Source organism: Petrimonas sulfuriphila, assembly GCA_038561985.1.
Lineage (GTDB): Bacteria > Bacteroidota > Bacteroidia > Bacteroidales > Dysgonomonadaceae > Petrimonas > Petrimonas sulfuriphila.
In genome coordinates this window covers 2430787-2443825 of record CP073276.1, presented here as the reverse complement: position 1 = coordinate 2443825, position 13039 = coordinate 2430787, and the positions used below count along the sequence as shown (strand labels likewise).

The window sequence follows — 13039 nt, the reverse complement described above, 5'->3', positions numbered from 1 at the left end:
GAAAAAAGAAAAAATAAGTTTTGGCGAACAATAATATTAAAAAAAGCTGCCAAAAAAATTTTGGCAGCTTTTTTAATATCAGATCGAAAACCCTTCACTGTATGTTTTCGTGAGGTATTTTGTCGCTTCGGGGTCATCTACAAATGTTTGAGTTTGCGGATCCCATTTAACCGGACGTTTCAGTTCAATGGCAATATTGCCTAGATTGCACGTAGTACACGTGCTGTGCCCAATCTCTACCGGGACAATGGGATCAATATTTGACTTTACGGCATCGATAAAGTTCTGATTATGTGGAACTCTCGTTTCATATCTTCCTCCCTGAGTTTCTGCCTTAGGAGGCATCAGACTTTCATCGGAAGCATGATAGAATTGTCTCGAAACTTCAATCCAGCCTTTATCTCCCCAGAACTTAATTCCCAATGTTTTTTCCTCGTCAAACGGCTCGTTGGTCACAACTACTCCATTATCGTATTTGAACGTAAGAAATTCCGTGCCCGCGTAGCCGGCGGGAATAATTTCAACTGGACCGCTCTTATCCATCCCGATACCCCATTGAGCGATATCGAAGTTGTGCGCTCCCCAGTCGGTAGTGTATCCTCCGCCTAATCCCTTGTTGTAACGCCATTCAGCCCAATAACTTTCATTCTGCTCCGGATCAAGCGAGATGGGTGGATTCAACCGGGAATTGTAATGAAAATACTCCAACGGGCCTAGCCACATTTTCCAATTCAAATCGGCAGGTACAGGTTCTTCCGGCAGATCATACGGATGTGGTCCAGGGCCTACATAAGCATTCACTTTCTCAACTTTCCCGATCTTCCCTTCCTGAACCATTTTCACAGCATGTTGAAAATTCGGATCCGAACGTTGCTGGCTGCCTACACCAAGAATTACATTATTTTCGCGTACGGCCTTGACCAGTTCCTGACCCTCTTTTATCGTAAATGTTAACGGTTTTTCCAGATAAATGTGTTTCTTTGCTTTACAAGCATCAATGGCAATAAAAGCGTGCCAATGATCGGGTGTGGCAATCACAACGGCATCAATATCATCGCGAGCCAGAAGATCTTTGTAATTTTCATAAACATCCACTGAAACAGTTTTTTGCTGCGATCCATAATGATCGTTCAACCGTTTTAGAAAACGTTCCCGCTTAATCCCGTATACATCACTTCCTGCTACAACCTCCACTCCTGAAATAGTCAGAAATGCACCCAACAGGCCTATACCCTGCTGACCTAAACCGATGAACCCTAAACGAGTGATACCATCGTCAATCTTCTCATTTCCCGATTTTTTGTTTGAGTTGCAGGAAGCCAAAAACTGGGGAAGCACCGTTACACCAACCACTCCAACGGCTGCTGATTTAATAAATTTTCTCCTTGTTAATTGATTACTCATGACTTTAGATAAATAAATATAAGTTAATTTAACACCCGACACCAGTCTTTCGACTTGTCTGGATTTTATTCAAAATGGTATGTAAACATGGATCAGCAGGAAAAATGATGAGGGTATTCCTTAAAGAACACCCTCACGCCATAAATTGCTTCTTTTAAAGGATATAACCTTCAGTATAGGTTTTATTAAACAACCTGTTTTTATCCGCTTCCGGATCATCTACAAATTTTTCTGTGGCAGGATCCCATTTTATCGGGCGCTTCATGTCGTAAGCGATGTTTCCGAGCGTACATACTGTACAACTGCGATGTCCGATTTCAACCGGCACAACCGGATCGGTTTTCGTTTTTACAGCATTGATGAAGTTTTCCAAATGCGGGACTTTCGTTTCATATGCACCTTCTGTTTCTTCAACTTTAGGAGGTAACAAACTGTCATCCGAAGCTAAGTAGTGCCCCCTCGATACTTCAATCCAACCTTTATCACCCCAAAACTTCACACCTTTTGTTTGTTTTTCGTCGAAAGGTTCTTCAGTCATTACAGCGCCATCAGCATATTTGTACGTGAGAAATTTTGTATCTTGATATCCTGCGGGAATAATTTCCACCGGACCACTATTGTCCATGCCTAATCCCCATTGTGCAATATCAAACATATGGGCACCCCAGTCGGTAGTGAATCCACCCCCTAGCTCTTTGTACCAGCGCCATGCTCCCCAGAACTGTTCTTTTTGCTCGGGATCAAGTGAAATGGGCGGGTTTAATTGCGAGTTATAATGTATAAATTCAGAGGGGCCCAACCACAGTGGCCAGTTCAAGTCGGCCGGAACGGACTCTTCGGGAAGATCATACGGTGTTGGGGGAGCGCCTACGTAAGCATTTACTTTTTCTATTTTTCCAATTTTTCCTTCTTGTACCATTTTTACGGCGTGCTGGAAATTGGGGTCTGAACGTTGTTGGCTGCCAACAGCAAGAATTACTCCGTTGTTTCTTACTGCTTTCACCAATTTCTGGCCTTCCTTGATGGTAAATGTTAACGGTTTTTCGAGATAAACGTTTTTCTTGGCATTACATGCTGCTATGGCAATAAACGCGTGCCAGTGATCGGGCGTAGCAATCACAACCGCATCGATATCCTCGCGTGCGATCAAGTCCTTATAGTTCTCATACACCTCTACGGCTACAGATTTCTGTTGCGTGGCATTGTGATCGTTTACGCGTTTCAGAAATCGTTCCCGCTTGATACCGTATACGTCGCATCCGGCCACAACTTCCACATCCGACATTCCCATAAATCCGTTCAGCAAGTACATGGCTTGCTGCCCTAATCCAATAAATCCCAAACGAATAGGCCCATCGGAAACTCCACCGTCCTTCTTGTTCTGACAAGATGTTACAAACTGTGGGAATACAGCCACGCCAACGGCACCGATAGCTGCCGTTTTCAAAAATTTTCGTCTTGTTAATTGATTACTCATGACTTTTAGATAATTTTTTTTAAGTATAACTTTTTTCTTTCAACTTTACAAATATAACGGATAAATTCAAATGTAGGTCCATTTAATGCGGAAAAAATGTTTTAATAATGCTCCAGCTTTTTCCGGTTTAACACCTTTAATTCCTTTTTGTATAAAGAAATAACTCCATCGTTGATCATCTCGCCGATGGTCCGTGCAAGAGACGGACGCTGAACACCAAAATATTCGGCTAATTGCGTCTGAGTCCTTTTTAAAATAAAACTGTCCTGATCGGGAGAGGTGTTCTCAAGGATATACAAGGACAACTTCGCACGTAGGCTCTTGATGGAAAGCATTTTAATCTTCCCCGACAAAAAAACCGTCATGTTGGAATTCAGCCTCAAAAAGTTTCTCAGCAGCGTTTCATTCAACATCATTTCTTTGAGGAAAACAGATTTTGGGATCACGTAAACAACCGTCTTTTCCATTGCAATGGCATCCACAGGAAACCTGTGCTGGTCGGAAAAAATAAATGCAGGTGCTAATGGACGAACGGCCTCAATGAATTCAATTTCCACCAAATTACCCTCCGCTGTAATCATTTCGGTACGCACAATCCCTTCCGTCAATAAATAGAGAAAAGTGATGGTGTCTCCCTGCCTAACCACATGTTCGCCCTTCTGAAAAGTCAGGATTTCAGATACTGTGCCGGATATAAAATCCTCTAGGGTTTTATCGTCGATTCCGGAAAACAGCGGACAATCAGCAAGAATAGGGTTGTACATGTATTTTTTTTGAAAAGCAAAAATAACTAAATCTACACAAATAATCAAAGAAACATGTTTATTTACCGAATCAGTTACGTCTCGCATGTTATTCCTCCAAAGGGTTGTACCTACATCGTGAAAATTCAACAAATCATTTAAAATTACCTAAAAAAACCTCGTGTAACCTGGGTTACAAAAGTTCATAATTCTCCGGACTACCTTTGTGTCACTAAACAGTAACAATAAAAATAAAAAAGTAGTATGGATAAAATGTTTTGTTTTCAGTGTCAGGAAGCAGCAAAAAACGAAGGCTGCACCGTTAAGGGAGTATGTGGAAAAACTACGGAGGTGGCTAATCTTCAGGATTTGTTGTTGTTCTTATGCAAAGGGATTTCACATTATACCGTTCCGTTGAGAAAATATGGAATTGAAATTCCGCAGATCAACAAATTCATTACCGACAGTTTGTTTATGACCATTACAAATGCCAATTTCGACAAAAGCCGGTTTACCACACGCCTGCTTATGGCTTTCGAAATGCGGAATGCAGCTAGGGAACGCCTGGCAAATACGGGTACGGACATTGAAGGGATTACCTTTGACGGTGCTCTCTGGGTGGGAGAGACCGAAGTCGAAATAACAGAAAAAGCGTTCGAGGTGGGTGTGCTTACCACAAAAGATGAAGATGTACGCTCCCTTCGCGAACTCACCGTTTACGGACTGAAAGGAATGGCTGCATATGCCGAACACGCTTTCAATTTAGGTTACGAGGAAAACGAAATTTTCGCTTTTATGCAGCGCGCGCTGGTCGCCACAACCGACGACTCCCTTTCGGTTGACGAGTTGACCGCACTGGTTCTCGAAACCGGGAAATACGGTGTACAGGTAATGGCATTGCTGGATAGAGCAAACACATCGAGTTACGGAAATCCGGAAATCACAAAAGTAAACCTTGGCGTACGTAACAATCCGGGGATTCTCATCAGCGGACACGACTTAAAGGATATGGAAGATCTGCTGAAACAAACCGAAGGGACAGGGGTAGATGTTTACACGCACAGTGAAATGCTTCCGGCAAACTACTATCCGGCATTTAAGAAATACAGCCACTTCGTGGGCAATTACGGGAGTTCATGGTGGCATCAAACCGAAGATTTTGAGAATTTTAACGGAATTATCCTGTTTACGACCAACTGCATTGTCCCTCCCCGAAAATCATCCACTTACATCGACAGGGTCTATACAACAGGGGCATCGGGATTCGAAGGATTCAAGCATATCGGGGACCGAAAGGAGGGACAACCAAAAGACTTTTCTGCAATGATTGAACATGCCAAAAAGTGTGCAGCTCCCAAAGAAATTGAGACGGGTGAGATTGTAGGGGGATTTGCACATAATCAGGTCATTACACTTGCCGATAAAGTAATTGAAGCAGTGGAGTCCGGCGCCATCCGTAAATTCTTTGTGATGGGAGGATGCGACGGAAGAATGAACGGAAGAAACTATTATACCGAGTTCGCTCAAAAATTACCCGGAGATACAGTCATCTTAACCGCCGGTTGCGCCAAATACCGCTACAACAAGTTACCGCTGGGTGAAATCAATGGTATTCCCCGTGTACTTGACGCGGGACAGTGTAACGACAGTTACTCGCTCGTAAAAATAGCACTTGCATTGAAAGAAGCCTTGGGATTAACCGATTTGAATGATCTCCCCATCGCTTATAACATTGCCTGGTACGAACAGAAAGCGGTAATCGTTTTGCTCGCCCTGCTCTATTTGGGAGTGAAAAACATTCACCTGGGACCGACCCTTCCTGCATTCCTTTCACCCAACGTGGTGAATGTGCTGGTAAACAACTTCGGTATCTCAGGAATTACAAGCGTGGACGAAGACATGAAACTTCTCCTCGAAACGGTGGAGAGCAAATGATCCGATTTACTCAAAAAGTGAAAGATATCGAAAAAATTCTAAACTGTAACCTGAGTTACAGTTTAGTTTCAATCTAAATAATATCTTTACCGCATCAATCATCAATTAAAACCAATTATGGCAACTTTTGAACCTGCAAAAATTTTTACGATGGAAGATTCAATTGAATATTCCTCCGGAGGCGTTATCAGCAAACAAGTTATAAAAAAGCAATCGGGAAACGTCACGTTGTTTTCTTTCGATAAAGACCAGGGACTGACGGAACACACCTCGCCCTATGATGCGATGGTATACCTGCTGGACGGTGAGGCAGAAATCCGCATAGACGGCAATCCTCACCATTTGAAAAAAGGTGAGTGCATCATTATGCCTGCCGGGTTCTCTCATGCACTCTATGCTATTGAGCCGTTTAAAATGGTGTTGACAATGATTAAGCAATAAATTTATGAGTGAAGTAATCAACAACTCGTCGCAGCGCAAAGAACTGTTGCGACACCTTCTCCTCCGTTTACACGAAGGAGAAAACCCCGAAGTGCTGCGACAAAGACTTATCGAAGTGCTCCGCAACATCCCATACAACGAAGTGGTGGAAGTTGAACAGGAACTCATCAATAGCAACGCACTTACCGAGGAAGAAATTCTCGATTTTTGCGATTTACATACGGCTGTGCTTGACGGCAGCATAGATTTGGGTGGTGCCAAACCCGTTCCAGCAGGGCATCCGGTGGACACATTCAAAAAAGAAAATCAGTCATTAAAAAGAGAAGTAATTAAAATCGCCGGCCTGTTTGATAACGTAACTGATCTTAGCAAAAAACAACTGCCGGGGTTCATATTGCAGCTCCGTACAATATTCAATAACTTATCCGATGTGGACAAGCACTACAAACGGAAGGAATACCTGCTTTTCCCTTTCTTGGAAAAACACCTCATCACGGGCCCACCCAAAGTGATGTGGGGTAAACACGACGAGATCAGGAATCTGTTGAAAAGTTCTTTCGAAGCGCTGGAATCACCCGTTTCAACGGTGGAAGAAATGAAATCCCTTGTTCAGCTCGTACTTGCTCCGGCCGTTGAGATGCTGGACGGAATGATTATGAAAGAAGAGGAAATTTTGTTTCCAATGGCTATGGACACATTAACCGAAGAAGAATGGTACAAGGTCTATCAGGAAACGCCAGAATTCGGTTACTGTCTTTTTGATCCGGAAGACGAATGGCAACCGTCAGATGCGAAAGCTGAAAAACAGGAGTACATAACCGCCGATGCTATACGCCTTTCCTCCGGAGCATTTAATCTCGCCGAGCTGGAAGCCCTTTTCTTACATCTTCCCATCGACATCACATTTGTAGACAAATATGATAAGGTACGTTTCTTTTCTCACAGCCCCAAAAGGGTTTTCGAGCGAAACCGTTCCATTATCGGACGTGATGTACGGATGTGTCATCCGCCGGGAAGCGTGCACGTGGTAGAGCAAATACTTTCCGATTTCAAAAGCGGGAAAGAAAACAAAGCCGCTTTCTGGATGTCGAATTTCATGGGGCGGTTCATCTATATCGAATACTCGGCTGTACGCGGAAAAGAAGGGGAGTACCTGGGTGTTGTGGAAGTAACACAGGACATCACACAAATGAGAAAACTGGAAGGCGACCAGCGACTGCTTTCGTATGATCACAAATAAATCCGACATCACTCCCGACACCAAAGTTGCCGATTTATTGAATGAATTTCCGCAACTAGAAGAGCTTTTAGGCCATTTCTCTCCTGCTTTTGCTGCATTAAAGAATCCAGTATTGCGAAAAACGGTAGCAAAGGTAACCTCATTGCAGCAAGCGGCAAAAGTGGGAGGTGTGAGTATAGTGGAGATGATTAATGCGCTCCGAGAGAAAGCAGGGCAACTGCCGCTTGGAGATAGTTTCTGTCCCGGCAGTGAAGATATCCGAATCCCATTTTCGGAAAAAGCTCCTCAAAAAGTCGTTACGCACAGGTTGGATGTCCGCCCGATTATTGAAGCCGGAGAACATCCTAAAGACCAGGTTCTCGCTCTCGCCAATGAGTTAAGCCAGGGGGATTGTATGGAGTTTATCTCCTCGTTCCCCCCCACCCCGCTTATCGATTTGCTGCAAAAGAAAGGCTACAGCGTAACGATGCTCGCTCCCGATAAAGGAGTCGTAAGAACATTTGTAGAGAAAAAGTAATTTGCGTTTTTTGATGATAATCGGACGCAAATAGAAAACGGTAGATGCCGATATCAATGTGGGATGTATCAGCACAGCCCTGGCCCATTTAGGTAATATCGCCCAGCGTACAAAAACTACATTCAGGACCAATCCTGTGAACGGACATATCATTAACAACCGAACAGCTGATAAACTCTGGAGCAGGAAATATCAAAACGGCTGGGAAATGAAATTGTAATGTTGAAAGTTATATGATTGCGGAGTTTGGGTTATTTCACATTATATGTTTCAGTTCGTTAGATATTGCCCTATTGATAAACTCATTAATAGTGGTTCCTGTATTGGCAGCAATAGTAGCGACACGGCCATGAAGTTCTGAAGACATTCGTAAATTAAGCTTTCCGCTGAACGGTTTGCGTGGTTTTACCCCACGATCTTCACAACTTGCCAGATAGTCCTCAATAGCTCCCTCAAAATCTTTTTTCAACTCCTCTACGGTTTCACCTTCATAGGAAATCAAATCATTGTGCATACCAAAAACTTTACCGTACAGACAATTATCTTCTTCGCTGTACTCCACACTTCCAACGTATCCTTTGTATTTTAACTGTCCCATCATCTCCTCCTTTTCCTGCTTTTATTATTTACATTCTTCTCTATAAGGCGATGTTCACGAATAAACGAAAGCATTTGCTTCATTACATATGAGCTCAGCCCATCCGTACTAACAAATTCAACGCGTGAACCGGAAGTACCACCTTTTGTTTTCTCTACATAACCTAATATTCCAAATAGTCGCTTCACTTCTTCAATAGTACCACAAAACAAGTTATTTACGGAAATTTTTCTTTTTTCTTTAAAATGTTTTGTTAGACATAAGCATTACCAGCCCATCTGGGTGATGGATTGTAAACTGAAGGTTTTACCTCGAGTACATACGTCAATCAGCAATCAAGCGTTTAAACTATAATAAACTCAAGCCCGAATATTTACAATATTATTTCAATAATTTTGTTATAAATTCAACCCGCTCATGCTCACCGCCGTTTCGTAATATAATTACTATCCAAACAAAAATGTTGAACAAAAAAATCTGCTAATTAGGAAAGGTTTCTTTCAATGTTGTAACTTTGTTGTGGAGGCAATGAATAGCTGCGCTTTTTGAGGGTAAAATTTCGATATTTATTTTAAATTAAATTAGTTAAGTTGCATCTTTGTAAACCGATAATGAATGTGTATAAGGAAATTCAATATGATTTGCACAGTGGTGTAATTTTTCCGATCGGCTATATCCCTTCCGGAAAATCATGGACAGGCTTTCAAAGCATTTATGACGGGTATGGCTATTTTTTAATATTAAGGGAAAACAACAAGAATAAATCCAAACAATTGCATACATGGTTAAAACCAGGGACAGATATAAAATTAGAGAAAATTTTGGGCGAAGGTGATAATTTTCAGGCAAAAGCAGGTGAAGAGGGGCAAACTAGTTTCACATTGGAAGCGGAGAACAGTTATTCACTTTATAAATACAAAATAGTGCAGTAACATAGCCTGTATGCAAGAGGTACCGGATTGTGAAGGATGGATAGTCACAAAAGATAGGTTTTTCGCCATCGGCACATGGCATGTACCCGGTTATGTATTTACCCAGGGACCCGAAGTTGACAGCCTTACTTATGTCCGGAATGAATCACTTTATGAATGTAGAGGATGCGATAAGATTTGTTTATCCTCGTGCAGGTCACAAGCCCCCCTCTAATATCGAAGAAGACGCATATCATTTTATCGATAAATATTTAAAATAAAAACCATTTACATAATAAATTTAAAATGAAAACATTAATTAGTCAGCCCTTAAAAAGTGTTCAATCGTCTATGATACAGTAAAATAATAGATATTTTCCTTGGTTATATCTGCAAGTTTTCGTAAATTTGAGATATAAATCTTGCAGAAAATCATGCTGGCAAAACAACAAGACCGTTCACAACACTCATTGTTCTTTTCACTGGAAAGCACATTGAATCATAAGCACCCGCTATTCATTCTGGCCAATAAAATTGATTGGGAGATGTTTGAAAGAGAGTTTTCACCCCTGTATTGTCCCGATAACGGACGTCCGGCGAAGCCCATTCGCCTGATGGTGGGATTATTGATCCTGAAACACATCCGAGATCTCTCGGATGAAAGCGTGGTGGAACAATGGAGTGAAAACAATTACTACCAGTATTTTTGTGGTGAACAGGAATTCCAACCTCGTGTTCCTTGTGAAGCGTCAGAGTTGGTTCATTTCCGTCACCGCATCGGCAAAGAGGGTATTGAGCTGATCTTAAGGGAGAGCATCCGTATCAATGGTAAAGACTCGAACGACAAGGACGTTTACATCGACACCACTGTCCAGGAGAAAAATATCACCTTCCCCACGGATGACAAACTGGCAAAGAAGATTATCAAGAGGTGCTGGAAGATAGCAGACAGGAACAGTTTGGATTTGCGCCAAAGTTACACGCGAATTTTAAAAGACCTTTCCTACGATCAGCGCTTCCGAAATCACCCACGAAACAGGGGTAAAGCCAGGAAAGCGGATAAGAAAGTGAGAACCATAGCCGGACGGCTGGTACGCGATGTGGAAAGGAAGCTGGGTCCGATGGTTGATGGTTACCGGAATGAACTGGACCTGTACAAGCGGGTACTGGCCCAGAAGAAGAAAGACAAGAACAAGATTTATTCACTGCACGAGGTGGATGTGCAATGCATCAGCAAGGGGAAAGAGCATAAACTGTACGAGTTTGGAAACAAGGTATCCATCACACGAACCGGCAGCGGTGTAATTGTTGGAGCACTGAGTTTTAGAAATGAATTTGACGGGCACACGCTAGACAAGGCTATCGAGCAAGTGGAGAAGTTGACTGAAAGAAAACCCCGAAACGGTATCTGCGACAGGGGGTACCGGGGAAGAAGTAAAGTCAGGGATACACTCATCCACATCCCCAAATCCTTTTCAAAGGCTCTAAGCACCTATAGGAAGAATAAAGAGAGAAAGTACTTCCGCAAGCGGGCAGGTATTGAGCCGGTAATCGGACACCTGAAAGAAGATCACCGTCTCTCCCGCAATTATTACAAGGGAATCACCGGGGATGAGATCAATGTTATGCTCGCAGCTGCCGGATTCAACTTCAAAAGGATGATGAACAAGTGGAAGTCATCTTTTTGGCTCTTCCTTGAAAAGATAATTGTGTTCCTGAACAGGCAACTTCACCCCATCAGGGACAGTATAATTTTACAAACCATATAAAAATGGGCTTTTTAAGGCTCGACTAATTATTGTTTTAACATTAGGTATCATGGCGGTATCTGCGTGTACAGAATCAAAAAAAAAGACAGCAGAGCGTGTTATCTCGGAAAATACTGCGCTTTCGCAAGATCTCTTTATTCCCGAGAATGAAGGTTATTCCCTCTTCTGGGAAGATCATTTTGAAGGAACGGAACTGGATACATTAAAATGGAGAATCAGGGGAACCGGCCCTCGCCGTATCGGTTACAACGACCCCTCCATGGTTGCCGTAAATGATGGATGTTTACACCTGATGTATGACATCAGAAAGGACAGCATCATGGGTAGTGCTGTAGGGAGCTATCAAACTTTTAATACTACTTATGGTTATTTCGAATGTAGAGCACGCCTTCAAAAATGCGATGGCCCTTGGGCTGCATTTTGGATGCAGTCTCCGCTGATATCGGAAGGTGAAGACCCAGCAGTTTTTGGTGCAGAAATAGATATTTTTGAATATTTCAAGGGATTAGGTAACGATCATATGACCCACTGTGTTCACTGGGCTTATGGGCCAAACCAGAAATCGGTGGGGCGTCTTGACAGCGATCTGAAAGGGCTTTCAGAAGGTTTTCATACCTTTGCACTTGAATGGACACCGGAGAAATATGCATTTTTTATTGATGGACTGAAGTTTCATGAGGTAAGCGAAGGAATATCGAAAATTGATCAGTATATGATTCTCAGTATGGAGATACCAGCCACACTTGAAGGGATAAAGAATGCTTGCGCTCCTGATACATTTATGGTAGATTATGTAAAAGTGTATAAAAAGAAATAGCCGCTGCTGTTGAGTCTGAAGATTTATCCATAATCATGATAAATGCAAAAGTTGAATTCTTAACAATTTCCGCACTTTTGAAACTTGAATGTTAATATTGAACCCGCTTGGGAAAAAGTCTTTTTTCACAAAGAAATTTCAAGCACCAGTCAGTTAGACATTTACAAACTCTGATTTGAAACATTTTAAAGGGGTTCAATATTTTTTGTTTTTTAAATTGGAGTACCCGTCATTCCACAAAACGGGCTTGTAGTCCTGATTTTGACAAATGTGCCACCCTATTTGCCATTTCAACTCGATTAGAGGCTTAATGATCTCTTTCTGTGATGTTGTGTAGAGTGTCTGTGTGTTGAGTTCACCGTTCGGCAGTCGAATTTTAAGGATCGATATCGTCTTCGCGATGTCCAGAACCTTATCCACGCTCATCCTTATACCGATAGTTCGGATAGTTCGTTCAAGTTCCTTCTAAAACCTTGTAAACAACAAAGCAAATGCAGATATGGACCTCTATTCGTTTCTCCGTAAAATGGAACATCGGAGGCATCTATAGCGTGCTTTTAGCAATCTGAAACACTGTTGTCCGATAAAACTTTTTTAAAAGAAGTGCGAGGGCAAATTAGATTTTGATCAACGCATTAATAATTGTAGCTTTGTATCCACCACAAAAACAAGGCTACAATGAACAAGAGCACACATTTTTTGGATAATCGGTTCTTGGACAACTCATTATCTATGATTAATACAAGGATATTATTGTACGGAACAGCAAACGATACAAGGCAGACCATTATGTGAAACGCTTCACGGCGAAGGATCACCTTATCAGCATGCTCTTCTGCGGTGTGTACCACGACTTGCTCCGGGGAGTACGGGCACGTGATCTCGGACATCCGGTTTAAGAAAGTAATAAACAAACAAATCGAGTTCTTTGACAGTACGGTCATCAGTTTGTTCCAAGATATCTTGAAGTGCGTGGGCTGCCCCCCCTCGGACGGTAAACGCAAAGGAGGATCAAGGTGCATACCGTTATCAATGTCGATGAAGCTTGTACCAAAGATGATATGGTTCTCATCGGCTGCCACGAGCGACCATTTACTCTTAAAGAGGATCACTCACGATGCCAACACCATCTACGTCTTTGACAAGGATCCAACGATTATAAAGCGTTCAAACTGTTTTGTGAAAAA

At 42.3% G+C, this 13039-nt stretch carries 12 protein-coding genes and 1 pseudogene; 9 read left to right on the top strand and 4 right to left on the bottom strand.

Features of this window, described 5'->3' with window-relative positions:
- Positions 1-78 precede the first annotated feature (78 nt).
- The 3 genes from KCV26_10215 to KCV26_10205 all read right to left on the bottom strand — a co-directional run bounded on the left by KCV26_10215 (position 79) and on the right by KCV26_10205 (position 3645).
- Positions 79-1404, bottom strand: a complete 1326-nt coding sequence (locus tag KCV26_10215; protein WZX35691.1) for a Gfo/Idh/MocA family oxidoreductase — start codon at positions 1402-1404, stop codon at positions 79-81.
- 154 nt (positions 1405-1558) lie between these two features.
- Entirely contained in the window at positions 1559-2881 is a 1323-nt protein-coding gene (locus tag KCV26_10210) for a Gfo/Idh/MocA family oxidoreductase (protein WZX35690.1), read from the bottom strand.
- 101 nt (positions 2882-2982) lie between these two features.
- Entirely contained in the window at positions 2983-3645 is a 663-nt protein-coding gene (locus tag KCV26_10205) for a Crp/Fnr family transcriptional regulator (protein ID WZX35689.1), read from the bottom strand.
- Positions 3646-3897: 252 nt separating this feature from the next.
- Here KCV26_10205 and hcp point away from each other — a divergent pair, with 252 nt between their 5' ends.
- The 4 genes from hcp (at position 3898) to KCV26_10185 (ending at position 7757) form a co-directional block, all read left to right on the top strand.
- Entirely contained in the window at positions 3898-5559 is a 1662-nt protein-coding gene (gene hcp / locus KCV26_10200) for a hydroxylamine reductase (protein WZX38373.1), read from the top strand.
- Positions 5560-5676: 117 nt separating this feature from the next.
- On the top strand, positions 5677-6000 hold the full coding sequence (locus KCV26_10195) for a cupin domain-containing protein (GenBank protein WZX35688.1): 324 nt from the start codon (positions 5677-5679) through the stop codon (positions 5998-6000).
- A gap of 4 nt (positions 6001-6004) precedes the next feature.
- Positions 6005-7240, top strand: coding sequence for a DUF438 domain-containing protein (locus KCV26_10190; protein WZX35687.1), 1236 nt, complete (start codon positions 6005-6007; stop codon positions 7238-7240).
- Positions 7227-7757, top strand: a complete 531-nt coding sequence (locus tag KCV26_10185) for a DUF1858 domain-containing protein (protein ID WZX35686.1) — start codon at positions 7227-7229, stop codon at positions 7755-7757. Before KCV26_10190 ends, KCV26_10185 begins: the two co-directional genes overlap by 14 nt.
- Before the next feature lie 256 nt (positions 7758-8013).
- Here KCV26_10185 and KCV26_10180 read toward each other — a convergent pair whose 3' ends face one another.
- On the bottom strand, positions 8014-8355 hold the full coding sequence (locus KCV26_10180) for a type II toxin-antitoxin system HicB family antitoxin (GenBank protein WZX35685.1): 342 nt from the start codon (positions 8353-8355) through the stop codon (positions 8014-8016).
- A gap of 617 nt (positions 8356-8972) precedes the next feature.
- Between KCV26_10180 and KCV26_10175 the strand changes: the two genes are divergently transcribed.
- The 5 genes and pseudogenes from KCV26_10175 to KCV26_10155 all read left to right on the top strand — a co-directional run bounded on the left by KCV26_10175 (position 8973) and on the right by KCV26_10155 (position 12751).
- On the top strand, positions 8973-9287 hold the full coding sequence (locus tag KCV26_10175; protein ID WZX35684.1) for a hypothetical protein: 315 nt from the start codon (positions 8973-8975) through the stop codon (positions 9285-9287).
- 10 nt (positions 9288-9297) lie between these two features.
- Entirely contained in the window at positions 9298-9501 is a 204-nt protein-coding gene (locus KCV26_10170) for a hypothetical protein (protein ID WZX35683.1), read from the top strand.
- Between the two features lie 199 nt (positions 9502-9700).
- Positions 9701-10972, top strand: a pseudogene (locus tag KCV26_10165) (IS5 family transposase).
- 112 nt (positions 10973-11084) lie between these two features.
- Complete coding sequence (locus tag KCV26_10160) at positions 11085-11852, top strand: glycoside hydrolase family 16 protein (GenBank protein WZX35682.1); 768 nt, start codon at positions 11085-11087, stop codon at positions 11850-11852.
- A gap of 791 nt (positions 11853-12643) precedes the next feature.
- Positions 12644-12751, top strand: coding sequence for a hypothetical protein (locus KCV26_10155; protein ID WZX35681.1), 108 nt, complete (start codon positions 12644-12646; stop codon positions 12749-12751).
- Positions 12752-13039: the final 288 nt, after the last annotated feature.